Source organism: Blautia pseudococcoides, assembly GCF_001689125.2.
GTDB classification, from domain to species: domain Bacteria; phylum Bacillota; class Clostridia; order Lachnospirales; family Lachnospiraceae; genus Blautia; species Blautia pseudococcoides.
This window is the reverse complement of sequence record NZ_CP015405.2, coordinates 2,686,185-2,710,215: the sequence shown is the minus strand read 5'-3', so window position 1 is coordinate 2,710,215 and position 24,031 is coordinate 2,686,185. Positions and strand designations below refer to the sequence as shown.

21 protein-coding genes are annotated in these 24,031 nt (G+C 48.6%); 20 read left to right on the top strand and 1 reads right to left on the bottom strand.

The window, feature by feature from the left end; all coding sequences use genetic code 11:
• Positions 1 to 152: 152 nt before the first annotated feature.
• The 8 genes from A4V09_RS12885 to A4V09_RS12850 all read left to right on the top strand — a co-directional run bounded on the left by A4V09_RS12885 (position 153) and on the right by A4V09_RS12850 (position 8,860).
• A complete protein-coding gene (locus tag A4V09_RS12885; protein WP_065542715.1) occupies positions 153 to 749 on the top strand; it encodes a methyltransferase family protein in 597 nt (198 codons plus the stop codon).
• 54 nt (positions 750 to 803) lie between these two features.
• On the top strand, positions 804 to 1,733 hold the full coding sequence (locus A4V09_RS12880; RefSeq protein WP_084043790.1) for a GNAT family N-acetyltransferase: 930 nt from the start codon (positions 804 to 806) through the stop codon (positions 1,731 to 1,733).
• Between the two features lie 97 nt (positions 1,734 to 1,830).
• Complete coding sequence (locus A4V09_RS12875; protein WP_065542714.1) at positions 1,831 to 2,511, top strand: TIGR00266 family protein; 681 nt, start codon at positions 1,831 to 1,833, stop codon at positions 2,509 to 2,511.
• Positions 2,512 to 2,582: 71 nt separating this feature from the next.
• Positions 2,583 to 3,605 carry a DUF7309 domain-containing protein gene (locus A4V09_RS12870; RefSeq protein WP_065542713.1) on the top strand — a complete coding sequence of 341 codons (1,023 nt, stop codon included), beginning with the start codon at positions 2,583 to 2,585 and terminating at the stop codon, positions 3,603 to 3,605.
• Between the two features lie 140 nt (positions 3,606 to 3,745).
• Positions 3,746 to 4,852, top strand: coding sequence for a GntR family transcriptional regulator (locus A4V09_RS12865; protein ID WP_065542712.1), 1,107 nt, complete (start codon positions 3,746 to 3,748; stop codon positions 4,850 to 4,852).
• Positions 4,853 to 4,866: 14 nt separating this feature from the next.
• The gene (locus A4V09_RS12860) at positions 4,867 to 6,537 is read left to right on the top strand and encodes a ribulokinase (protein ID WP_065542711.1); all 1,671 of its coding nucleotides are present in this window, start codon (positions 4,867 to 4,869) and stop codon (positions 6,535 to 6,537) included.
• A gap of 3 nt (positions 6,538 to 6,540) precedes the next feature.
• Positions 6,541 to 7,230 carry an L-ribulose-5-phosphate 4-epimerase gene (locus A4V09_RS12855; RefSeq protein WP_065542710.1) on the top strand — a complete coding sequence of 230 codons (690 nt, stop codon included), beginning with the start codon at positions 6,541 to 6,543 and terminating at the stop codon, positions 7,228 to 7,230.
• Between the two features lie 22 nt (positions 7,231 to 7,252).
• A complete protein-coding gene (locus A4V09_RS12850) occupies positions 7,253 to 8,860 on the top strand; it encodes a xylulokinase (protein ID WP_065542709.1) in 1,608 nt (535 codons plus the stop codon).
• A gap of 76 nt (positions 8,861 to 8,936) precedes the next feature.
• Here the strand turns inward: A4V09_RS12850 and A4V09_RS12845 are convergent, their stop codons facing one another.
• Positions 8,937 to 9,410: a DUF1648 domain-containing protein gene (locus A4V09_RS12845; RefSeq protein WP_065542708.1), complete on the bottom strand. Its 474-nt coding sequence runs from the start codon at positions 9,408 to 9,410 to the stop codon at positions 8,937 to 8,939.
• 286 nt (positions 9,411 to 9,696) lie between these two features.
• On the opposite strand from A4V09_RS12845, the gene A4V09_RS12840 reads away from it, so the two are divergent.
• The 12 genes from A4V09_RS12840 (at position 9,697) to A4V09_RS12785 (ending at position 24,029) form a co-directional block, all read left to right on the top strand.
• Positions 9,697 to 10,497: an MBL fold metallo-hydrolase gene (locus A4V09_RS12840; RefSeq protein ID WP_065542707.1), complete on the top strand. Its 801-nt coding sequence runs from the start codon at positions 9,697 to 9,699 to the stop codon at positions 10,495 to 10,497.
• A 114-nt stretch (positions 10,498 to 10,611) separates the two neighbouring features.
• Positions 10,612 to 11,451, top strand: coding sequence for an AraC family transcriptional regulator (locus A4V09_RS12835; protein ID WP_065542706.1), 840 nt, complete (start codon positions 10,612 to 10,614; stop codon positions 11,449 to 11,451).
• A gap of 248 nt (positions 11,452 to 11,699) precedes the next feature.
• Positions 11,700 to 11,987: a DUF2325 domain-containing protein gene (locus A4V09_RS12830; protein ID WP_065542705.1), complete on the top strand. Its 288-nt coding sequence runs from the start codon at positions 11,700 to 11,702 to the stop codon at positions 11,985 to 11,987.
• A 6-nt stretch (positions 11,988 to 11,993) separates the two neighbouring features.
• Positions 11,994 to 12,335: a DUF3793 family protein gene (locus A4V09_RS25390; protein ID WP_084043582.1), complete on the top strand. Its 342-nt coding sequence runs from the start codon at positions 11,994 to 11,996 to the stop codon at positions 12,333 to 12,335.
• A gap of 321 nt (positions 12,336 to 12,656) precedes the next feature.
• Entirely contained in the window at positions 12,657 to 13,433 is a 777-nt protein-coding gene (locus tag A4V09_RS12820) for a ZIP family metal transporter (RefSeq protein ID WP_065542704.1), read from the top strand.
• A gap of 82 nt (positions 13,434 to 13,515) precedes the next feature.
• Entirely contained in the window at positions 13,516 to 14,544 is a 1,029-nt protein-coding gene (locus tag A4V09_RS12815) for a DUF2804 domain-containing protein (RefSeq protein WP_065544766.1), read from the top strand.
• A gap of 126 nt (positions 14,545 to 14,670) precedes the next feature.
• Positions 14,671 to 14,934, top strand: a complete 264-nt coding sequence (locus A4V09_RS12810; RefSeq protein ID WP_065542703.1) for a metal-sensing transcriptional repressor — start codon at positions 14,671 to 14,673, stop codon at positions 14,932 to 14,934.
• Positions 14,935 to 14,964: 30 nt separating this feature from the next.
• Positions 14,965 to 17,565 carry a heavy metal translocating P-type ATPase gene (locus A4V09_RS12805; protein WP_065542702.1) on the top strand — a complete coding sequence of 867 codons (2,601 nt, stop codon included), beginning with the start codon at positions 14,965 to 14,967 and terminating at the stop codon, positions 17,563 to 17,565.
• 358 nt (positions 17,566 to 17,923) lie between these two features.
• Positions 17,924 to 18,457: a 2-C-methyl-D-erythritol 2,4-cyclodiphosphate synthase gene (gene ispF, locus A4V09_RS12800; RefSeq protein WP_274537211.1), complete on the top strand. Its 534-nt coding sequence runs from the start codon at positions 17,924 to 17,926 to the stop codon at positions 18,455 to 18,457.
• Positions 18,458 to 18,547: 90 nt separating this feature from the next.
• Positions 18,548 to 20,101 (top strand): ABC-F family ATP-binding cassette domain-containing protein, encoded by a 1,554-nt coding sequence (locus tag A4V09_RS12795; RefSeq protein ID WP_065542700.1) that lies wholly within the window; start codon positions 18,548 to 18,550, stop codon positions 20,099 to 20,101.
• Positions 20,102 to 20,354: 253 nt separating this feature from the next.
• Positions 20,355 to 21,689: an NADP-specific glutamate dehydrogenase gene (gdhA, locus tag A4V09_RS12790; RefSeq protein WP_065542699.1), complete on the top strand. Its 1,335-nt coding sequence runs from the start codon at positions 20,355 to 20,357 to the stop codon at positions 21,687 to 21,689.
• Positions 21,690 to 21,935: 246 nt separating this feature from the next.
• The gene (locus A4V09_RS12785) at positions 21,936 to 24,029 is read left to right on the top strand and encodes a putative bifunctional diguanylate cyclase/phosphodiesterase (protein WP_065542698.1); all 2,094 of its coding nucleotides are present in this window, start codon (positions 21,936 to 21,938) and stop codon (positions 24,027 to 24,029) included.
• The last annotated feature ends 2 nt before the right edge of the window (positions 24,030 to 24,031 follow it).

Genomic DNA, 24,031 nt, shown 5'->3' with positions numbered 1-24,031 from the left:
TAAAATACCAGGGAAAGTTAAAAACTGCCCTGGTATTTTAACATTTGCAATCCCGGGGCAGGTAGGGTATACTGTATTGAAAGAATTCGGCACTGCCTTTTAAAGGACAGAAAGTGGATTCGGACAATAACATAACAGAGGTGATACCACAAATGGACAAGTTTCAGACGAGCAGCCTTGTATTATTGCTTGTATTTTATGGCATCTATTTCGGCAAAATGCTGGGTCAGAAAAAGAAAGGGATCAGGACGAACCAGATTGCAAAGGGGGAAAAGGCGGAGGAACTCATGTACATAGAGTTCATCATGAAAATAGCCACGATCGGCGTACCTGTTTATGAGTTGGTATCTATCTTATGGGGAATCAATCAGGCATCTGAGAACATGCGGATCGCAGGACTGATCATCGCCACAGTTGGGGTGATGGTATTCGGACTTTCTGTTTATACCATGCGTGACAGCTGGCGTGCCGGCATTCCGGAGCGGGACAGGACGAAAATGGTATCTGACGGAATCTATTCCATCAGCCGAAATCCGGCGTTTTGCGGATTTGACCTGACTTATATCGGAATTTTACTTATGTTTTTTAATATTCCGCTTCTTGTATTTACCGGTTTTGCAATTCTTATGCTGCATCTGCAGATCCTGCAGGAGGAAAAATATCTGGAGCATGCGTTTGGCATAGAATACAAGGAGTACAGAAGACGAGTTTTCCGCTATCTGGGCAGAAACTGCCGGGCGGGACGGTAAGCAGGGAAAATGTGTTGGGGGTTTCCTGATAAGGAAAAAGGGCTGGGTAACCATATGAAATATGAAATCAGAGAATTTACTTCCGGTGATATAGAGGATGTAATGGAAATCTGGCTGGAAGCCAACTGTCAGGCACACAGTTTTATTCCCTCTTCTTATTGGGAGGGCAATTATGAATATGTCAGGCAGGAACTTCCGGGGGCAGAGATCCTTGTCTATATGACGGAGCATAAGACAGAAGGTTTTATAGGGATACAGGATCATTATATTGCCGGACTTTTTGTGCGGACAGAAAATCAGGGACGGGGCATCGGTACAGCACTTCTGAAACAGGCCTGCAGTCGTTACCGTGATCTGTCCCTCAGAGTATATGCAAAAAATGTAAATGCCGTCCGCTTTTATAAAAAATCCGGTTTTGCCATACAAAGTTCAGAGACAGATTCGGAAACCGGAGAAATAGAATACATTATGAGATACACAGAACACAGGAAACTGGAATTTGAGCAGATATCCGGGCAGGATGGAAGACGGCTGGGAGAATTGTCATATTTGGCGTCCTCCATTGTAAAGGAAGTCTTCGACCCCATTATCGGAGCCGCACAAAATGACTATATGATACAGTTATTTCAGACCGTTCCTGCTATAAAAGAGCAGCTGGATAACGGATATACCTATTATATAGTAAAAGATGCGTCAGGGGATGTGGGGTTTTTGGCCTTTTATCCCAGGGAAGGAATGCTGTATCTGAGTAAATTTTATCTGACAAGCAGCACAAGAGGCAGAGGGTATGCAAGTCTTATGTTTGATTTTGTGAGAGAAAAGGCATTGGAGATGGATGTGAAATCTATTTTCTTGAATGTAAATAAGAATAACCTTGCAGTTGAGATTTACAGGCATATGGGATTTCAGCTGCTGAGGGAGGAAAAAAATGATATAGGCCATGGATTTTATATGGATGATCATGTATTATGGTATAAGATCTGAGGACAAAAGGAAACCGGCTGCCGGAGGCTTTGACTTATCCGGAGATACAGCCAAAACTGGTGGATAGGGTAATGAAAGAAAAGGAGGCGCATGTATTATGAGATACAAACTGGAAGGCACTGTTATGCCGGCAGTGGAAATGCTGCTGAACAGAGGGGAAAGTATCTATACCCAGACCGGGGGAATGTGCTGGATGAGTGACGGCATCAGCATGAGCACCAATGCAAGAGGCGGCCTTATGCGGGGCTTAGGCCGAATGTTTTCCGGGGAATCTTTTTTTATGACAAGCTATCAGGCTGAAATGGATGGGGCTATGATCGCGTTTTCCTCCACGGTTCCCGGGGAGATTGTTCCGGTTGACCTCAGGGCGTACAGAGGCTTTTACTGCCAGAAGGGGTCTTTTCTCTGTGCGGAAAGTGCAGTGGAGACGAAAGTGGCATTTACAAAAAAAGTGTCTTCTGGTTTCTTCGGGGGTGAGGGGTTCATCCTTCAGGAAATGCAGGGCAATGGTATGGTCTTTCTGGAAGTGGACGGCAATAAAGTGGAGAAAGAACTTCTGCCGGGAGAAGTGATCAAAGTAGATACCGGAAATGTGGTGGCCTTTGAGGGCAGCGTGCAGTATGAAATTGAGATGGTAAAAGGCGGTATGAATATGTTTTTGGGCGGTGAGGGCCTGTTTCTCACAAAACTTACCGGACCGGGAAAGGTGATCCTGCAGACCCAGAACTTCGGGGAATTCTGCGGCAGGATCCGCCAGTACATCCCATCCCATGACTGATTTCCTGTAAGTGAGATGCGGCTGCGGGTCTGACCGGGAAGACAGCCAAAAGGTTAAGAGGAGGATTGTGTATGAGAGAAGAGGCATCGTCTAAACAGTGGGAGAAATTATATGAAGTCACCTGTAATCTGAAGGCCCTGGAGCCATGGAAATATTTTTGGGATACCCAGCTCATAGCTATCTTTTTAAAAGACAGCGAGGAACCTGTTTTCTCCAGCATTATGGGATGCGGCGGAAACTGTTATGGGATCAGTGTCTATGAAGGGCTGGAAGGTCTGAGGGACTTTGATATGATTGCCTCCACCGAGGAAACGGGGATTCCTCCTGATTATGCAATGCTGGAGCAAAGTTCTCTTGCCTGCTATTTTGGAGACCGGGAAGAGGTACCGCCGGACCAGAAAAAAATCATAAAGGAATTGGGATATAAGTTCAGAGGCCGGGGGGAATGGCCTTTTTACCAGTCCTGTATGCCCAGATTCGTACCCTGTACACCGGATGCGCGGGAGGTGGAAGTGCTCACAGAGACGTTCCAGAACCTGTTCATGGCAGTCAGGGCTGTGATAGAGGAGCGGATTTTTGTGGACTGGGATAAGGGTGAGATACTCTGGAGAGCTTATAATGAAAAAACAGGGCTGTGGAATATGTTTGCAGAGTCTATTCCCATGGTGGAACGGGAATATCCGCTTATTGTGCTGCAGGACGAGGTGCTGAGAAGACGTCTGAAAAAAAGGCCGAAAGTGGGAACAGAGATATCTGTGGATTTTGCCTATGTCCATGCCAGCATCGAGCTGGAAGAATATGAACGTCCCATCAGCCCCCTTCTGTTTGTGACCCTGGACCACGCGTCAGGTATGGTCCTGGATATGAAGATGGTGAATCCGGAGGATTCGGAAATTGATGTAGTGCTGGATTTTTTTGTGGATTACCTGCAGAAAAACGGAAGAATGCTGCGCCTCAAGGCCAGAAATCCGTGGGTATTTGCAGCCCTTCAGGACATCTGCGGGGAGTGCGGCATCCAGCTTGAAAAAGATGAATTGGAAGAGATGGATCAGATCATCTCTGAAATCAGAGAGCACATGTTTGAAAATTTCTAAAAGATGAGGCAGAGTCCGGTTAAGCCGGGCTCTTTTCGATTGCCAATTTACAGCAGACCGGGCAATAGAACTCTTTATTCGGAAACAACTTGTGAAGAGAACCATACAAGTTGTAAAATAAGAACCATAAGGAGGGGCATATGACAAACGAAAACGGAAAGACAAAATATTATGCGCTCATGGAGGAACTGAAGCAGTCAATCCTGAGCGGTGAAATCAAGCCGGGAGAAAAGCTGCCCTCGGAAAACGAACTGTCTGCCCGCTATCAGATCAGCCGCCATACGGTGCGCAAAGCCCTGTCGATTCTCATTAATGAAGGGTATATTGAAGCGGAACACGGCCGCGGAACCTTTTGTTCCCAGCGCATGGGGCACATGAAAAATTCAAGGAATATCGCAGTTGTGACAACCTACATATCCGACTATATTTTTCCCCGCCTGATACAGGGCATGGATAAGGTGATGACGGCCAATGGATACAGCATCATCCTGAAAAATACAGCCAACAGCCGGACAAAAGAGGAGCGGGTCCTGGAGGATATCCTGACTAAGGACATAGAGGGGCTGATCATCGAACCCAGCAAAAGCCAGATTTTCTGCAGGCATACAAACTTGTATGCAATGCTGGACCAGTATGAGATCCCCTATGTATTTATCCAGGGAGTATATCCTCAGATGATGGAGAAGCCCCATATTCTTATGGATGACTGCAAAGGCGGTTACCTGGTCACAAAACATCTGCTGGACAGCGGGCACAGCAAAATACTGGGTATTTTCAAGGCGGATGATTTTCAGGGAAGGGAACGGCACAAGGGATATGTGAAAGCACTCCAGGAGGCCGGATTTTCCTATGATCCGGATATGGTGGTTTGGTTTCACACAGAGGACCGTAAGATGAAACCGGCGCAGATGATAGATCTTCTGCTGCAGCAGCAGTTGGAGATGGATGCAGTTGTATGCTACAACGACCAGATCGCACTGGAGGTCATCCGTTCTCTGCAGAAAAACGGAAAGAGAGTGCCGGAGGATATTTCTGTGACAGGGTATGACAACTCTGTCATCGCGGAGGGGACCGTGGGGCTGACAACTATTGCCCATCCCCAGGAAAAACTGGGAGAGATGGCCGCCGAACTGCTTTTGGAAAAAATCCGTAAAGTACCGGAGGAGAAGAGCCGGATCTCGCGCCTGATCCAGCCGGAGCTGGTGGTGCGGGGATCCACCAAAAACAGAAATACGGAGAACGGATAGGAGATTTAAGGCAGATGAAGAAAAAATATGCTATCGGTGTGGATTACGGCACTCAGTCCGGACGGGCAGTCCTGGTAGATGTGTCCCACGGAACTGTAGCTGCCCAGAGCACCAAATCCTACACCCACGGAGTGATGGAGGAATACCTGCCGGACGGAACCAGACTGCCCCCGGATTGGGCTCTGGAACACCCATTGGATTATCTGGAGGTGCTGGATATTACCATACCTGCTGTTCTGAGGGACAGCGGTGTGGATCCTGAGGACATCATAGGCCTGTCCATTGATTTTACGGCATGTACGGTAATGCCTGTGGACAGGGAAGGTACGCCTCTCTGTCTGCGTGAGGAGTGGGAACACGTTCCCCATGCATGGCTGAAACTGTGGAAACACCATGCAGCCCAGGAAGAGGCCAATATCTGTACCAGGGCTGCAGGGGAGCGGGGGGAGACATTCCTTTCAAGATACGGGGGGAGAGTTTCTTCCGAATGGATGATTCCAAAACTGATGGAGATCCTGAAAGAGGCTCCTGAAGTCTATGAACAGGCAGACCGGTTTGTGGAGGCTGCGGACTGGGTGATTTTTAAGCTGACGGGTCAGGAGAAGCGCAGCGGATGTGCGGCCGGATACAAGGCTTTTTGGAATAAGAGGGAAGGTTACCCATCCTCTGATTTTTTCAAAGCTCTTGATACACGTCTGGAACATGTGGCAGAGGAAAAACTTGGCGGAGAAGTCTGTCCCCAGGGAGCAAAAGCCGGGGAACTGACTAATGAGGCAGCAGACCGCCTGGGGCTGCGTGCGGGCATGGCAGTTGGAGTGGCCAATGTGGATGCCCACGTATCCCTTCCCGCGGTGGGGATCACAGAGCCAAACAAGCTCTTGATGATCATGGGAACCTCCACCTGCGGCATTATGTGCAGCAGGGAGGAGAAGATGGTTCCCGGCATCTGCGGCGTGGTGGAGGATGGGGTTCTTCCCGGCCTCTATGGATATGAAGCGGGACAGCCCTGTGTGGGCGACCACTTTGAATGGTTTGTAAAAAACTGTGTGCCCGCATCCTATTATCAGGAGGCAGACAGTCAGAACATATCCATCCATGAGCTTCTCACCGGGAAGGCGTCCCGCCTGAAAATAGGGGAGAGCGGACTCCTTGCTCTGGACTGGTGGAACGGCAACCGTTCTGTGCTGGTGGATGCGGATTTGACAGGGATGGTACTGGGCCTGACACTGACCACCAAACCGGAGGAGATCTACAGGGCTTTGATCGAGGCCACAGCCTACGGAATGCGTACCATTATTGACAATTTTGAGCAGGCAGGAGTGCCGGTGGAAGAACTCTACGCCTGCGGAGGCATCTCCAAGAAAAATGCCATGATGATGCAGATTTATGCAGATGTGACAAACCGTGAGATTTTCATCGGTGCCTCGGACCAGTCCCCTGCACTTGGCTCCGCCATGTTCGGCGCTGTGGCAGCAGGGAAGGAAATGGGCGGTTACGACACCATTTTTGAGGCGGCAAAAGCCATGGGACGGGTGGAGGAGAGGACCTACAGACCAAACCCCGGGCATACAGCGGTATATGACAGGCTTTACCGGGAATTTAAAACCCTGCACGACTACTTCGGGCGGGGCGGCAATGATGTTATGAAGAGACTGAAAAAAATAAAAGCAGAAGCGAGGAGATAAATCATGTTGGAAGAACTGAAAAAAGCGGTATACGAAGCAAATATGCTGCTGCCAAAGTACGGACTGGTAACTTTCACCTGGGGAAATGTAAGCCAGATTGACCGGGAAACAGGTTATTTTGCCATCAAACCCAGCGGTGTTGACTACGACAAGCTGACCCCGGAAGATATGGTCCTCATGGACCTGGACGGAAATAAGATCGAAGGGAAATACAATCCATCCTCCGATACGCCCACACACCTTGAGCTTTACAAGGCATTTCCAAACATCGGCGGGATCGTCCATACACATTCCCCGTGGGCCACAAGCTGGGCACAGGCAGGAAGAGGCATTCCCTGCTACGGCACCACCCACGCAGATTATATGTACGGGGAGATCCCCTGTGTCAGATGTCTGACAAAAGAGGAGATTGACGGTGCGTATGAGAAGAATACAGGCCTTCTTATTGCGGAATATTTTAAGGAGAATGACTATGAAGCAGTCCCGGCAGTTCTCTGCAAGAACCACGGACCATTTACCTGGGGCAGAGATGGCCATGAAGCAGTTCACAATGCGGTAGTTCTGGAGGAGGTTGCCAAAATGGCGGCGCGCTGTGAGACCATCAACCCGCAGGTAAAACCGGCTCCCCAGGAACTGCAGGACAAACATTATTACAGAAAACACGGGGCAGATGCCTACTACGGACAGAAATAAAAAATCACGGAGGTAAGATTTCATGGGTTTAGATTTGGAAAAGGCAAAAAATGTGATTGAAAGCGGAAAGGCAGTGCTGGGTATCGAATTCGGCTCCACCCGTATCAAAGCAGTGCTCATTGGGGAAGATAACGCGCCCATCGCGTCCGGCAGCCACGACTGGGAAAACCGTCTGGAACATAATATCTGGACATACTCCCTGGAGGATATCTGGACGGGACTGCAGGACAGCTATGCGAAGATGGCAGAGGATGTAAAAGAAAAATATGGTGCTGTCATCACAAAACTGGGGGCCGTGGGATTCAGTGCCATGATGCACGGCTACATGGTATTCGATGAAAAGGATGAACTGCTGGTACCCTTCCGCACTTGGAGAAATACCATGACAGAGGAGGCTTCTGACAAACTGACAGAAGTGTTCCGCTTTAATATCCCTCAGAGATGGAGCATTGCCCACCTGTATCAGGCTGTCCTGAATCATGAGGAGCATGTTTCAAAAATCAAATTCCAGACAACACTGGCCGGATATATCCACTGGAAACTGACCGGACAGAAGGTTCTGGGCGTGGGCGAAGCATCCGGTATGTTCCCTATTGATATGAACACAGGAGACTACAATGCCCGCATGATGGAGCAGTTTGATGAACTTGTAGCCGGCAAAAAGTATCCCTGGAAACTGGGAGAGATCCTGCCAAAAGTCCTGGGTGCCGGTGAGGATGCAGGTGTCTTGACAGAGGAAGGCGTAAAACTTCTGGATGTAAGCGGAAACCTGCAGGCAGGCATTCCCGTATGCCCGCCGGAGGGGGATGCAGGTACAGGCATGACTGCAACAAACAGCATTGCAAGACGTACAGGCAATGTCTCTGCCGGAACTTCCGTATTTGCCATGGTAGTTTTGGAGAAAGAGCTTTCCAGAGTATATAAAGAGATTGATATGGTCACAACACCCACCGGAAACCTGGTGGCAATGGTGCACTGCAACAACTGTACATCTGATCTGAACGCATGGGTATTTCTGTTCAAAGAATTCGCAGAGGCATTCGGTGTGGAAGTGGATATGAATAAACTGTTCGGAACTCTGTACAACAAAGCGCTGGAGGGAGATGACGACTGCGGGGGCCTGCTGGCGTACAACTATTTCTCAGGAGAGCATATCACCGGGTTTGAGGAGGGACGTCCTCTGTTTGCACGTATGCCGGAGAGCAGATTTAATCTGGCGAATTTCATGCGGGTACACCTGTTCACAGCACTGGGGGCCTTGAAGACTGGCCTTGATATTCTTTTAAAGGATGAGGGTGTGAAGCTGGATAAGATTCTGGGCCACGGCGGCCTCTTTAAGACAAAAGGTGTGGGACAGAAAATCATGGCAGGTGCCATTGACGTGCCGGTGTCTGTTATGGAGACGGCAGGAGAAGGCGGAGCCTGGGGAATTGCACTGCTGGCATCCTACATGGTAAACAAAGATGAGAAGGAAACGCTGGATGATTATCTGACAAATAAAGTATTTGCAGGCGAAACCGGCAGTGAGATGGCTCCCGATCCGGCAGATGTGGCAGGATATGACAAATTTATCAGGAGATACAAAGAAGGGCTGGCGATTGAACGGGCAGCCGTTGATAATATGAAATAATAGAAACTGCGCATGGCGGGTTTTCTATTATCATGAATTATAAAAGAGACACACGTGGCTGCGTGTCTCTTTTTTCTTATTTATTAAAATGCACAGCTCTCCAGATAAAGAAGACCATAGGTCCTGCGGTGAGGAGAAGAAAGACAGGTGTGAACCATGCCCCCAGATCCCGGCAGAATACGGAACAGTAGTTTATATAAAAGAATATAAAGGTGACGGCAAAACGCAGGGTGACAAGCATACTTTTCGTATTTCCATAGATCCAGCCTATGTTCCGGGGTGTTACATGGCCGGGTACATTCCAGAGTTCAGGAAATTTTTCTACAAATATCATCAGCAGATAGATAAGAATGGTGATAACCGGCAGTATGACCAGTGATCCTTTGGGGCCGTAGGCGTCCGCCTGTCCATTCAGCCCGAAGTGGGTGGGGATTTTATCGGGCAGAGAGTTCCAGCGCAAAATAAGACACAGCAGCTGCCCGATCAGCAGCAGAAAAGACAGGATACTAAGAATGCGCTGGTAAAGTGTAACAGGTAATTTGATCTTCATAAGGCCTCCTCCTTCTTACAGGCAGCCAGGTAAGTGCGCAGACCTGCGGCATGGCTGCCGGAAATCCTTCATTACAGCCAATATAGCCAATAGAGAACCAAAAGTCAAGAAAGGCGGCATAAAAGACAGAAAATAAAGATCAGAAGAAAAAAACAAAGAAAGAAATTGATTTTCAGTACAAAACTGTCTATGATACTTTATGGAACAATTCAAAAGGTTTGTGTATTTATTATGCCGGCTGAAAGAGAATATTGGGCAGAAAGTCATCTGCTGAAGGAGGATATCTATGAAACTTACGATACTTGGCACCGGTAACGCTGCGGTGACAAAATGTTACAATACCTGTTTTGCCTTGACAGAGGGAAACCAGCATTTTCTGGTAGATGCGGGAGGCGGAAACGGAATCCTGGGAAGGCTCAATGAGACGGAGATCCCCATACAGGATATCCATGATATATTTGTGACCCATGAACATGTGGACCATCTCCTGGGGGTTGTCTGGATGATCCGCATGATCGGTACTGCAATAGAACAGGAAAAGTACCGGGGTGAGCTGCGGATCTACTGCCATGAAGAACTGAAAAATATATTAACTACGATCACTACACTGACCATACAGAAGAAGGTGACAAAACACCTGGGGGAACGCATCCGTTTTATCACAGTGGAACACGGAAGCCGGGCAGAGATTCTGGGCTGTGAGACAATATTTTTTGATATATTTTCCACAAAAGCGAAGCAGTTTGGCTTCACTTTGAAAACAAAAGAGGGGGTCAGACTGACCTGTGCGGGAGATGAACCGTATAATGCAAAAGATGAAGGGTTTATAAAGGGCAGTGACTGGCTGATGCATGAAGCTTTTTGCCTCTATTCCCAGAGAGAGACATTTAAACCATATGAAAAGCATCACAGTACCGTAAAGGATGCCTGTATGATGGCGGAAGAACTGGGTGTATCAAATCTTATCCTGTATCATACAGAGGACAAAAACCTGGAAGAGAGAAAACGCCTTTATACAGAGGAAGGCAAAGGATACTACAGAGGAAATCTTTTTGTACCGGAAGATTTGGAATGCTTTGAGCTGTAAGGAGCGGAAGAGCGGATTGTTACAGTCCGACATAAAAGAGCAGTCAAAGTCGGGAACGGAGATACGCGTAACGGTACAATATGATCACAGCGAAACAAGGAAGGAGGGTGTCTTATGAAAGGATGGAATGAAGGCATTACCAATGCGATCGCATATATTGAAGAAAATTTGACGGGAGATATTGATATAAATAAAATAGCTGAAAAAGCGTATGTGTCGAGCTTTTACTTTCAAAAAATATTTCATGTGTTATGCGGGTTTACGGTTGGTGAGTATATAAGAAACCGCCGTTTGTCACTTGCGGCACAGGAGCTTTGCTCTACACCTATAAAAGTGATTGATGCTGCGCTGAAATACGGTTACGATTCACCGGATAGTTTTGCAAGGGCATTCACTAAATTTCATGGGATAAGCCCCTCAGCAGCGAGGAAACAGGGGAGTAAACTGAATTCTTTTGCACCGCTGAAAATTAAACTTATATTGGAGGGCAGTACAATGTTAGAGTATAAGATTGTTGAAAAGTCACAGTTTACCGTTATGGGAAAGTCCCGCAAGATCAAAACAGAAACTGCTTACAGTGAAATCCCCATGTTTTGGCAGGAGCATATGAAAAGTGGGGGAAGCAGAGTTGTGTGTGGTATGTATGGAATATGTATGGACAATGATGGTAAAAACCTGGATTACCTCATTGCCGATAATTATATTCCATGGAATGAGGTTCCGGAAGGCTATGAAACCAAAGTGATCCCGGCAGGTACCTGGGCTATATTTCCTTGTCATGGTGCATTGCCGAAAGCTTTGCAGGATGTGAACACAAAGATATGGAGCGAGTGGATGCCGTCCTGCAGAGCATACAAGCTTGCAGGGAACTACAATATTGAGATGTATACACCGCCGTGTGAGTCCACCGAGGATGATTATAACGAAATTTGGATACCTGTAGAGAAGGTTTGATCACACTCGATTACGTTCCTTGCCTCTGTACTATGCGGCGAGGGCAGATTATTCTGCTGTTTTTTAAGAAACATCTTGACACATGCCATAAAAGTGTGTATAGTATACGACATAAGTTAGTTAAAGCTAACTGAGATACCACTCCATATAAATATACACAACCCAATCAGCGGATGTATTTCCTTACATCCGCTCTAATAAAAAATATGAGTTAGCTAAGGCTAACTTTTATAAAGGAGAATTTGCCCATGAGTATTGTCATTGTAGGCGGAAATGAGAGAATGGTCTGTCAGTATCAGAATATCTGTAAATGCCATGGCTGTAAGGCAAAGGTTTTTGCAAAGGAGAAAGGCGCCATGAAGAAAAAACTGGGCTGCCCGGATTTAATGATCCTATTCACCAACACGGTTTCTCATAAGATGGTGGTAAGTGCCCTCCAGGAGGCAAAGAAGAATCAGATTCCGGTAGCCAGGGTGCACACAAGCAGTGCCGCGGCCCTGCACAGTGTTTTAGAAGAATATGCAGGAAAGGAATGAGTGACTATGCTGGAACGCTATCTGGTAGAACATTGTTCTCCGGCACTGGCATCCATTAAGACGGCGAACTTGTTTAATATGCCCTATGATTCCTGGGAGGGGCTGGCAAGCCAGCTTGAAAGCCTGACACAGCAGTTTACAGAAAAAGGAATTTCTCTTTCGGTTGTGAGGAAACGGGAAGGCACGGGTTCTTATGGCTGGGGAGACGGTGAATGGATGCGTTCTTGGGAGGAAACTTGCAGGAAGGACAAAGCGGAGCTTGTCTGCGACAGTGTCATCTGCAACGAAGAACCCGGAGATGAGGAGAAAGAGGCCTGCAGAAAACTGGGAAAAGCGCTGGCTCAGTAATTAAGTTGATACATATTCGGACCCTGTAAAAGAAGCGGTTTTGCGGCTGTTTCTTTTACAGGGCTTTTTTGTCCGTGACACGGAGATTGATAACGGTTCACTCTGTGCCCGGCAACACACTCCGCATTGTGGGGTAACGGAAATTGATTCCAGCCAACAGAAAACTTAACAAAAATAGTGCAAATTGCCCGGCATTATGCTACAATAATTTTAGCTCCATCAAGCAGGCAGTGAAGCGGGATGCAGAGCGGATGTCCGGGCTTCTTTTGCTGCCGGGCAAAGATGCGGTAAACTTATAAAATGAAAAGCAGGTGAACAATTATGAATATATTTTTGGGAATTTTAATTCCCTTTGCGGGAACGACACTGGGGGCAGCCTGTGTGTTTTTCCTGAAAAACGAGATTAAACCACTGGTGCAGAAAATGCTTTTGGGATTTGCATCAGGGGTTATGATAGCAGCCTCTGTGTGGTCGCTCCTCATTCCATCCATGGATATGTCGGAGCATATGGGAAAATTGGCCTTCATCCCGGCAGCGGTGGGGTTTGGACTGGGAATCTTGTTTTTACTTTCAATGGACCGGTTGATTCCCCATCTGCATCTGGGGGGCAGTGAACCGGAGGGAAAAAAATGCAGCCTGAAAAAGAATACCATGCTGGTGCTGGCTGTCACCCTTCATAATATACCGGAAGGTATGGCAGTCGGTGTGGTGTTTGCAGGAATGCTGGCGAAAAATTCGGATATCAGCATGATGGGTGCATTTGCCCTTTCCATTGGCATTGCCATCCAGAACTTCCCGGAGGGAGCCATTATTTCCCTTCCCCTGAAAAGCGAGGGGAATTCAAGGCTTCGCGCTTTTGGTATGGGAACGATGTCCGGGGTCGTGGAGCCTATAGGAGCGATGGTTACCATCCTTCTGGCATCTTATATCACCCCCGTTCTTCCGTATCTGCTGTCTTTTGCAGCGGGTGCTATGGTGTATGTGGTGGTGGAAGAACTGATACCGGAAGCCAGTGAGGGAGATCACTCAAATATGGCCACCATCGGCTTTGCCGTTGGGTTTGTGATAATGATGATATTAGATGTGGCACTTGGATAAATCATGTGCGGCGGCGGCTGTCCGGTTCACACCGGGAAGCAAAACGGCAGCATGCAGGCGTCTGTGTGAAAGGGGGATTTACATGCAGAAAAAACTGGAACCTGGGGAACTGCTGGATGAACAGGGCAATCTGGCCCAGGCCGGATATGCCATGTCACTGGTGAAAAAATATGACAGGGAAAAGATCCAGGCCAACCCTCTCAGAATTAAGGAATGGGATTATTATTTGATTTATGATCCGCATTTCGGGGTGGCGCTGACCGTGGATGACAACAGCTATATGGGGCTTATGAGCATCTCCTTTCTGGATTTTGACAACAGGACAGAGCGGACAGTGAGTCCAATGACGGTTTTTCCCATGGGAAAGACAGATCTGCCGCCGGATTCCGGGTATGGAGAGACAAGATACCGGGATAGGAAATGCTATTTTTCATTCCGGGTGGAAGAGGGCAGACGGGTACTCAGAGCATGGATGAGAGACTTTGATGATCATAAGCCCATACGGATGAAGATCATACTGGATGAGGAGCCAAAGGACAGTATGGTGATCGCCACACCTTTTGAAAAGGAAAAGGCATTTTACTATAATCAGAAAATCATCGGTATGCGGGCAAAAGGTGTGGTGGAGTACAAGGGCCGGCGCCATTACTTCCGCCGCGAAGACAGCTTCGGGCTGCTGGACTGGGGGCGGGGCGTGTGGACGTACAGCAACACCTGGTACTGGAGCGCCATGCAGGGGCAGATAGACGGAAAAGTTTTCGGATTTAATCTTGGCTACGGGTTTGGGGATACCTGTGCGGCCTCTGAAAATATGCTGTTCTATGACGGCCATGCCCATAAGCTGAACCAGGTGAGATTTCATATTCCTGGTGAGAAGGAGCATAAGGAACAATATCTGAAACCCTGGTATTTTACATCGTCGGACGACCGGCTGGATTTGACCTTTACCCCAGTGCTGGACCGCAAAGCGTATACTTCTGCAGGAATCATTTTGAGCGACCAGCATCAGGTGTTCGGACATTTTGACGGCACCGCGGTGTTAGATGACGGGAAAAAACTGGAGATTCGCCACATGCTGGGATTTGCGGAAAAAGTAAGAAATAAATGGTGAGAAAGAAAATGGAGTAAAAGTGTTGACTTTTGCTCCATTTTTTGTTATTGTTGTTTTGTAAGAAATGATACCCCCCAGGGGTGTAGTGATAGACAGTGAGATGCGTACAGGAAAGGAGCTGTGTACATGCAGGCAGATAAAGCAAAAATCAGCCGTCTTCTGAAAACAGCCCGCGGGCAGATAGACGGTATTCTGAAGATGGTGGAGGAAGACAGGTATTGTATTGACGTTTCCCAGCAGCTTATGGCAACAGAAGCCATTTTGAACAAGGCAAACAAGGAGATTCTCACAGCCCATCTGAAAAACTGCATCAAAAATGCGGATACAGATGAAGAAAGAGAAGAAAAGGTGGATGAACTTGTGACTATGCTGGGTAAAATATTAAAATAATCACGAGCACGCTGAAGGGAGCGAAATATTATGAAGCAGAAATTTGATGTGACAGGCATGACCTGTTCCGCCTGCTCTTCCCGGGTGGAAAAATGTGTCAGAAAGCTGCCTGGCACCAAGGATGTCAGCGTAAACCTGCTGACGAACAGCATGCAGGTGGATTTTGATGAGTCCGCCCTGTCTGTGCAGGATATAGAAAATGCAGTGGAACACGCCGGCTACGGTGCCGCGGCTGCAGGTGAACACGAGAATGCGGAAACCGCCGGGAAGACTTCCGGGGCCGGGAAAGCCTCGCAGGCAGCAGCAAAGCCCGGAGGATCTCCTGTGGAAAAACATATGCATGAGATGAGGAACCGGATGATCCTTTCTTTCCTGTTTCTGATCCCCCTCATGTATGTCTCCATGGGGCATATGGCAGGGCTGCCTCTTCCGGGATTTTTAAGCGGCCCGGAGAACGCAGTGGGTTTTGCCATGACCCAGTTTTTGCTCTGCCTTCCGGTGGTGATTGTAAACCGTTCCTATTATTCCAAAGGATTTTCCACCTTAATGCACGGGGCACCTAATATGGATACCCTGATCGCCATTGGTTCCGCGGCATCCCTTGTCTATGGTGTATTTGCTGTTTACCGGATAGGTTACGGGCTGGGTGTGCAGGATATTGCTCTTGTGGACCAGTACAGGCATGATTTGTATTTTGAGTCTGCTGTGATGATACTGGCATTCATTAATGTAGGAAAATATCTGGAAGCACGTTCCAAAGGCAAGACCAGTGAGGCCATCCGGAAACTGATGGATATGGCACCAAAAACGGCTGTTGTGGAGCGGAATGGACGCCAGATGGAGATCCCCGCGGAGGAAGCCATGGTGGGAGATATCTTTCTTGTGAAGCCCGGCAGCAGCATTCCCGCAGACGGTATTATCATCGAGGGAAGCACCAGTGTGGATGAGGCTGCCATTACCGGGGAGAGCATACCTGTGGAGAAGCGTGTGGGAGATACGGTAATTGCGGCTACCATGAACAAGGCAGGATTCATCCGTTTCCGGGGAACAAAGGTGGGAAATGACACCACATTTTCCCAGATCATACGCCTGGTGGAGGAAGCCAGTTCCAGCAAAGCGCCCATTGCCAAGATCGCGGATAAGATCGCAGGTATTTTTGTACCCATTGTCATGGGGATCGCATTGATCACGGCAGCGGCCTGGCTCATTGCGGGAGCCACCTTTGAATTTGCGCTCTCCTGTGCCATTGCGGTGCTGGTTATCTCATGCCCCTGCGCACTGGGGCTTGCCACACCGGTGGCCATTATGGTGGGAACAGGAAAGGGCGCGGAAAACGGTATTCTCATCAAATCCGGTGAGGCACTGGAGATCACCCACAACATAAAAAGTGTTGTATTGGACAAAACAGGTACCATCACCCAGGGCAAACCCCAGGTAACGGATATCCTTGCGTTTAAACGTTCGGAAAAAGAGCTGCTCACAGTGGCTGCCGCCCTGGAGGAAAAAAGTGAACATCCCCTGGCGGAAGCCATTCTGGAGAAAGCAGGAGCGGAGGGCATAAAACCTGCCAAAGCGGAGAATTTCCTTGCTGTGTCCGGACGGGGTGTGCAGGCGGAGATAAACGGTAAACGGTTCTTTGCAGGCAATCAGAAGTTTGCCAAGGAGAAGGGGCTTGCTGCAGAAAGCCGGGATCAGGACATGATACGTCTGGCGAAGGAGGGTAAGACACCCCTTCTGTTCTTTGACGAGAATGAGATCCTCGGGATCATTGCCGCAGCGGATGTGGTGAAGGAAACAAGTGCCCAGGCGATCCGGGAGATGAAGAAACTGGGTATTGAGGTCATCATGCTCACAGGAGACAACCGAAGAACTGCCGAGGCGATCAAACGGCAGCTTGCTATAGACACTGTCATTGCCGAGGTGCTACCTCAGGACAAAGAGCGGGAAGTGGCAAGGCTTCAGGAGGGCGGAAGAACCGTAGCCATGGTTGGCGACGGCATCAATGACGCCCCCGCACTTGCCAGAGCTGATGTGGGGATCGCCATCGGCGCAGGTACAGATGTTGCCATTGAGAGCGCGGATATTGTGCTCATGAAGAGTGATCTTCTGGATGTGGTGACAGCAGTGGGCCTGAGCAAAGCGGTTATCCGCAATATTAAACAGAATCTGTTCTGGGCATTTTTCTATAACGCCTGCGGAATCCCGCTGGCGGCAGGGCTTCTTTATCCCATGTTCGGCTTAAAGTTAAGCCCCATGTTCGGCGCGGCAGCCATGAGTCTCAGCAGCTTTTTTGTTGTGACCAATGCCCTGCGGCTTCGCTTCTTCCATGTACTGAAGAAACCTGCCAAAAAGGAGCAGACAGAAACCGTTGACAATGGAAAGCAAGGCAGAACACTGCCGGAAAATAAGGAGGAAACAAATATGATCACTATGAAGATCGAAGGAATGATGTGCGCGCACTGCCAGGCAGCAGTGACAAAAGCCCTGAACGCAGTGGAGGGTGTGACAAAGACAGACGTAAGCCTGGAGGATAAGGCCGCCTATGTGGAAGCCGGCGGGGACGTATCCGGGGACGCGCTGAAAAAAGCGGTTGTGGATGCGGGATATGAAGTGACGGAAATAACTGTTTAGCAGGTCTTTGCATTTGCTGCGCTGACCGTAAGAAAGCGTTCAGCAGCCAGGCAAAAAACCCATGGCTCAAAGGGGCCTTGCATGGATTTTTGCCCGCGGCTGTGAAGGAACGGAATAGCCGGCGCATTACCTGTAAAAAGAAAAGGTTTAAAAGAGGCAGAACGTCCATTAAAAAGGGGTGTTCTGCCTTTTGCTGCCGATAGCGCACAGGACGGCCTTGTCACGCAGACGGATTATCTGTTATACTTTGCGTATGGCCGAAAAAATGAAACATGAAGAAAGTGGGAAACCCCGGAAAAATCCCGGCGGCAGACCCGCGTAATAGATAAAAGAACGGCGGGAAAGGAGAGATATTATGATACGTGTAGGTATGGGGTATGATGTACACAAACTGACAGAGGGAAGGGATCTGATACTGGGAGGCGTGAATATCCCCTGGGAGAAAGGCCTTCTGGGACATTCTGATGCGGATGTGCTTCTGCATGCCATTATGGACGCACTTTTAGGCGCTGCGGCGCTTCATGATATCGGCAGGCATTTTCCGGACACAGACCCAAAATACAAGGGCATATCCAGTATGAAGCTGCTTGCCCATGTGGGAACCCTTCTGGAAAAAAATATGTATGTGGTCAATAATATAGACGCGACCATTATTGCCCAGAAACCAAAGATGCTGCCACACATTGATACTATGAGGAAAAATATAGCAGAGGTCCTGCATCTGGAGGAAAACCAGGTCAATATAAAGGCCACCACAGAGGAAGGCCTTGGCTTTACAGGGGCAGGGGAGGGGATTTCCGCCCAGGCCATCTGCGCGCTCACAGACGCCAGGGATCTGATGATGGATGACCGCATGCAAAGCGGCTGCGGCGGCTGCTGCCAGAAAAAGTAACGTGACGTTTCGGCAGCCCCCAAAGAAAAAAGCGGTTGTGAAGGAAAGCAGCCGTTACAAAGTAAGAACAACAGGAGAGGAACAGGAAACATGAGTATATTAAACGTAGAACATTTGTCCCACGGCTTCGGTGACAGGGCTATTTTTCAGGATGTATCTTTCCGCCTTTTAAAAGGCGAGCATATCGGCCTTGTGGGGGCCAACGGTGAGGGAAAATCCACCTTCATGAATATTATCACCAACAAGCTGATGCCGGATGAGGGGAAGATCGAGTGGGCCAAAAATGTCCGTGTGGGATACCTGGACCAGCATACCGCCCTGGAAAAGGGAATGACCATCCGGGACGTGATGAAATCTGCATTTGCCTGGCTTTTTGAGATGGAGGAGAACATGAATACCATCTGCGACCGCATGGGGGAGGCTTCCGAGGAGGAGCTGAACCGGATGATGGAGGAACTGGGCACCATTCAGGATCTGCTCACCATGCACGATTTCTACATTATAGACTCCAAGGTGGAGGAGGTGGGAAGGGCACTGGGCCTTACGGATATCGGCCTTGACAAGGACGTGACGGATCTGAGCGGGGGGCAGAGAACCAAGGTCTTACTGGGAAAACTGCTTCTGGAGAAACCGGATATCCTGCTTTTGGATGAGCCTACCAACTATCTGGACGAGGTGCACATTGAATGGCTGAAACGGTATCTGCAGGAATATGAAAATGCTTTTATACTGATTTCCCATGACATCCCCTTCCTGAACCAGGTAGTAAATCTGATCTACCACATGGACAGCCAGCAGTTGAACCGGTATGTGGGGGACTATGACCATTTCCAGGAGGTCTACGCAGTGAAGAAAGCACAGCTTGAGGCTGCGTACCAGAGGCAGCAGCAGGAGATCAGCGAGCTGAAGGACTTTGTTGCCCGCAATAAAGCCCGGGTGGCTACCAGGAATATGGCAATGTCCAGACAGAAGAAGCTGGACAAGATGGATATGATCGAGCTGGCGAAGGAAAAACCAAAGCCGGAATTCCATTTCCTCACAGCCAGAACCCCCAGCCGTTTTGTGGTGGAGACAAAAGAACTGGTGATAGGCTATGAGGAGCCGTTATCAAAACCCCTGACCCTGACCGTGGAGCGGGGGGAGAAGATCGCGCTTGTGGGTGCTAACGGCATCGGCAAGACGACTCTTTTGAAAAGTATCCTGGGACTGATCCCTGCCTTGTCCGGTACGGTCCGTCTGGGGGATTACCTGGAGATCGGCTACTTTGAACAAGAAATGCCCCAGGGCAACAAGCGGTCATGTATTGAAGAAATATGGGAAGAGTTTCCCGCTTACACCCAGTATGAGGTGAGGGCTGCCCTGGCAAAATGCGGCCTGACCACCAAGCATATTGAGAGCCTGGTGCGCGTATTGAGCGGGGGGGAGCAGGCAAAAGTCAGACTCTGCAAGATCCTGAACCGGGAGAGCAACCTGCTTTTACTGGATGAGCCAACCAACCATCTGGACGCGGATGCCAAGGCGGAGTTAAAGCGTGCCCTGCAGGAATATAAAGGGACCATCCTGATGGTCTGCCATGAACCGGAGTTCTACAACGGCCTGGTATCCAAGGTGTGGGACTGTTCGGAGTGGACAACAAGGATCTGACGGGAAAACGCTATTGTCAATACGCTACAAATAAAGCACTTTAAACGGGAGAAGTATATGAAACTTTCACAAAAGAAAGATTCACTTTTCTTTAAAAAAGTCTGGAAAAAGTAAATTTTATAAAAAATTATGCAGGAACAAAAAATAAAACTTGCAAAATCTGGCATCAGGTTTTATAATAACCTACATAAGTTTGTAACTGTTCCGTTGAATCGTTACATTAGTTTACACATATCACTATAGGAGGATCGTCATGTCATATGTAGATGAGGTAATTGAATCAGTAGTTAAGAAAAATCCAGGTGAACCGGAATTTCATCAGGCTGTCAGAGAGGTCCTGGAGTCTTTGAAACCGGTGGTTGATGCAAACGAAGAAAAATACCGCAAAGAAGCACTGCTGGAGCGTCTGGTAGAGCCGGAACGCGTTATTATGTTCCGCGTACCGTGGGTGGATGACAATGGCAATGTGCAGGTGAATAAAGGCTACCGTGTACAGTTCAACAGTGCGATCGGACCGTACAAAGGAGGACTCCGCTTCCATCCCTCCGTATATCTGGGGATCATCAAGTTCCTGGGATTTGAGCAGATCTTCAAAAACTCTCTCACCGGGCTTCCCATCGGCGGCGGCAAAGGCGGCTCTGACTTTGACCCGAAAGGAAAATCCGACAGAGAGGTTATGGCATTCTGCCAGAGCTTTATGACAGAACTGTACAGACATATCGGTGCGGACACAGATGTACCTGCCGGTGATATCGGTGTTGGCGCAAGAGAGATCGGCTTTATGTTCGGACAGTATAAGAGGATCCGCGACGCTTACGAAGGCGTTCTCACAGGCAAGGGCCTCACATACGGCGGTTCTCTGGTGAGAACACAGGCTACAGGATACGGTCTGTTATACCTGACAGAGGAGCTGCTGAAATTAAACGGCAAAGAACTTGCCGGCAAGACAGTGGCAGTATCCGGCGCAGGTAATGTTGCTATCTATGCCATTGAGAAAGCTTACCAGTTAGGTGCCAAACCGGTGACCTGCTCCGACTCCGCAGGCTGGATCTATGATCCGGAAGGCATTGACCTGGCAGCTTTAAAAGAGATCAAAGAAGTAAAACGTGCCCGTCTGACAGAGTACAAAAATTACAGACCAAACGCAGAATATCATGAGGGCAAAGGGGTATGGAGCGTGAAAGCGGACGTTGCCCTTCCATGTGCGACACAGAATGAGCTGCAGTTAGAAGATGCAAAACAGTTAGTCGCCAACGGATGCTTTGCAGTATGCGAAGGCGCCAACATGCCTACCACACTGGAGGCCACCGAATATCTGCAGGAGAACGGGGTTATCTTTGCGCCGGGCAAAGCTGCCAATGCAGGCGGTGTTGCCACATCCGCACTGGAAATGTCACAGAACAGTGAGCGACTGAGCTGGAGCTTTGAAGAAGTAGACGCAAAATTACAGGGTATTATGGTCAACATCTGCCACAATATGGCGGATGCAGCGAAAAAATACGGCAATGAGGGCAACTATGTAGTGGGCGCCAATGTGGCCGGATTTGAAAAAGTTGCAGAAGCAATGCTTGCACAGGGCATCTGCTAAGTTTTTGTGATTTGAGCAGCCTTCCTTGAAAATAGAAATAAAATAGATAGAAATCAGCCTCTTGTAAGAAACGGATGCAGAATCACAGGATTTTGCATCCGTTTTTGTCTGGAAAATTCTTGTTTGAAGGCGTACAGTGAGCTATAATAAAAAATGTGAAGATTGCAGGATATGACGGAAGATTCTGCGGGATGCCGGATGCTTCCGGGAAGAGACAGGAGAAAAACGAGGAAGGGTTGTAAATAGATGCAGAGAGAAAAAACCATGCTGATTGCAGATGACGTAGAATTGAACAGGGCGCTCCTGGAGAATATATTTGATGATGAATACAGTATTCTTCAGGCTGCAGACGGAGCGGAAGCCATGGAGATCCTGCGCAGCCGGCCGGTTGATGTTGTCCTATTGGATATTGTCATGCCGCGTATGGACGGGTTTGAGGTTCTGAGAACCATGAAAGAGGATGAGGCCCTTTCCGGTATTCCGGTCATCATGGCAACCTCAGAGAAGGAGAAATCAGAGGAACACGCGCTGATACTGGGAGCGGACGATTTTATCAATAAGCCGTACCGGGCCATGGTGGTGAAAAAACGTGTGGAAAATATTGTGGTTAAGCATATCCTGGAGCGGAAAAGACTTGAGAATGCCCTTTTTGAGACCAGAAATGAGCTGAATTCCCTGATTGATTCTGTTCCCGGCGGTATTGGTGTCTGGAAGGTGACAGATAAAGTACAGGTAGAGTATTTTAATGATGGATTCTGCCGTCAGTTCGGCTATGACAGGGAGGAATTTCAGGAAAGCTTCAGCAGAGATCTGACCACTTTGTGGGTTGGCGGGGATACGGAATATATCCTTGGGCGGCTCAGGGAAAATAAGGACAGTAATGAAAGGATCTCCGTGGTCCATCAGGTGAGAAGAAAGGACAAAAGCCTCAGATGGCTCAGTCTGAATGCACTGAAATACAAGGAGGAGGACGGAGTACCTATTTACCGTATTGTAAATATTGACGTGACGGAGAGCCGGGAGAACGAACTCCTCATAGAGCAGAAAAATGAGGAGCTGCGATACCTGCTGGAGCATGATGCCCTCACCGGACTTTATAACCGTTCCACTTTCTGCAGGAAGACAGCCGATTTCCTGAAACAGAATCCGGAAGGCACCTACAATATGGTACAGTTTGATATTGAACGTTTTAAAGTGATCAATGAACTGTACGGCAATTTTATGGGAGACAGGATATTACTCCTCATAGCCGAGGGGCTTCAGAAATGCCTGAAGAGAAAAGGCACCTACGGCAGGCTGGAGGCGGACCATTTTGCCGTGTGTCTGCCTGCGGGGACGGAGGAACTGCTGTATGTACGGGAGCAGATGGATAAAAGTCTGTCCTCTGTAAAGATAGAACAGAAGATCAATCTCTATTATGGTGTCTATACCATAGAGGACAGAGGTATGTCCGTGGATCTGATGTGTGACAGGGCAAACCTGGCGCTGCGCACAGTCAAGGGAAATTCAAACCGTTCCTACGCGGTATATAATGACGAACTCCACCAGGTGGTCCTCAGCGAACAGCAGCTTACCAATTCCATGGAGGACGCGCTTCTCCAGCGGCAGTTTGAGGTGTATTACCAGCCTGTTGTGGATTTGAAGACAGGGGAAGTGGTGAGCGCGGAGGCGCTGGTGCGGTGGAACCATCCGGAAAAGGGGATGGTATCGCCCGGATTTTTCATTCCGTTTTTTGAACACAATGGTTTTATCATCAAACTGGATGCCTATATAAGGGAGGAAGTCTGCAGAAATATGCTGGAACTGAGGCGCAGAGGCTTAAGCAGTATTCCTGTCTCCGTCAATGTCTCCAGACTGGAATTTTATGACCCCAATCTCTGCAGAAGCATCATTGACCTGACGGAACGCTACAGGCTGAAGCCGGGCATGATGCGCCTGGAGATCACAGAGAGTGCCTACACGGACAATCCCCAGCAGCTTCTGGCAGCCATGAAAGAGCTTCAGAGCTATGGATTCCAGGTATTGATGGATGATTTCGGAAGCGGATACTCCTCCCTGAATATGCTGAAGGACGTGCCGGTGGACATCCTGAAATTAGATATGAAGTTTTTAGAGAATCAGGGTATTTCCGGCAGGGGGCCTGAGATTTTGGCTTCCCTGGTGCGGATGGCGAAAAAACTCGGTATGCGCACCATTGCGGAGGGGATCGAGACAAAAGAACAGGGAGAGTTTCTGCGCTCCATTGGATGTGAATACGGGCAGGGTTACTACTATGCAAGACCCATGCCGGCAGACGCGTTTACCGGTCTGCTGATGGCAAGAGAAAATGTAAAGGGCTGATG

Excerpts from the sequence above, each read along its gene's own strand:
- A4V09_RS12805 (WP_065542702.1), top strand. The coding sequence starts at position 14,965 with ATGAAGCAGAAATTTGATGTGACAGGCATGACCTGTTCCGCCTGCTCT.
- A4V09_RS12885 (WP_065542715.1), top strand. The coding sequence starts at position 153 with ATGGACAAGTTTCAGACGAGCAGCCTTGTATTATTGCTTGTATTTTAT.
- A4V09_RS12845 (WP_065542708.1), bottom strand. The coding sequence starts at position 9,410 with ATGAAGATCAAATTACCTGTTACACTTTACCAGCGCATTCTTAGTATC.
- A4V09_RS12855 (WP_065542710.1), top strand. The coding sequence starts at position 6,541 with ATGTTGGAAGAACTGAAAAAAGCGGTATACGAAGCAAATATGCTGCTG.
- A4V09_RS12810 (WP_065542703.1), top strand. The coding sequence starts at position 14,671 with ATGCAGGCAGATAAAGCAAAAATCAGCCGTCTTCTGAAAACAGCCCGC.
- A4V09_RS25390 (WP_084043582.1), top strand. The coding sequence starts at position 11,994 with ATGCTGGAACGCTATCTGGTAGAACATTGTTCTCCGGCACTGGCATCC.
- A4V09_RS12840 (WP_065542707.1), top strand. The coding sequence starts at position 9,697 with ATGAAACTTACGATACTTGGCACCGGTAACGCTGCGGTGACAAAATGT.
- A4V09_RS12850 (WP_065542709.1), top strand. The coding sequence starts at position 7,253 with ATGGGTTTAGATTTGGAAAAGGCAAAAAATGTGATTGAAAGCGGAAAG.
- A4V09_RS12815 (WP_065544766.1), top strand. The coding sequence starts at position 13,516 with ATGCAGAAAAAACTGGAACCTGGGGAACTGCTGGATGAACAGGGCAAT.
- A4V09_RS12830 (WP_065542705.1), top strand. The coding sequence starts at position 11,700 with ATGAGTATTGTCATTGTAGGCGGAAATGAGAGAATGGTCTGTCAGTAT.
- gdhA (WP_065542699.1), top strand. The coding sequence starts at position 20,355 with ATGTCATATGTAGATGAGGTAATTGAATCAGTAGTTAAGAAAAATCCA.
- A4V09_RS12795 (WP_065542700.1), top strand. The coding sequence starts at position 18,548 with ATGAGTATATTAAACGTAGAACATTTGTCCCACGGCTTCGGTGACAGG.
- A4V09_RS12835 (WP_065542706.1), top strand. The coding sequence starts at position 10,612 with ATGAAAGGATGGAATGAAGGCATTACCAATGCGATCGCATATATTGAA.
- A4V09_RS12870 (WP_065542713.1), top strand. The coding sequence starts at position 2,583 with ATGAGAGAAGAGGCATCGTCTAAACAGTGGGAGAAATTATATGAAGTC.
- A4V09_RS12785 (WP_065542698.1), top strand. The coding sequence starts at position 21,936 with ATGCAGAGAGAAAAAACCATGCTGATTGCAGATGACGTAGAATTGAAC.
- A4V09_RS12865 (WP_065542712.1), top strand. The coding sequence starts at position 3,746 with ATGACAAACGAAAACGGAAAGACAAAATATTATGCGCTCATGGAGGAA.
- A4V09_RS12875 (WP_065542714.1), top strand. The coding sequence starts at position 1,831 with ATGAGATACAAACTGGAAGGCACTGTTATGCCGGCAGTGGAAATGCTG.
- A4V09_RS12820 (WP_065542704.1), top strand. The coding sequence starts at position 12,657 with ATGAATATATTTTTGGGAATTTTAATTCCCTTTGCGGGAACGACACTG.
- A4V09_RS12880 (WP_084043790.1), top strand. The coding sequence starts at position 804 with ATGAAATATGAAATCAGAGAATTTACTTCCGGTGATATAGAGGATGTA.
- A4V09_RS12860 (WP_065542711.1), top strand. The coding sequence starts at position 4,867 with ATGAAGAAAAAATATGCTATCGGTGTGGATTACGGCACTCAGTCCGGA.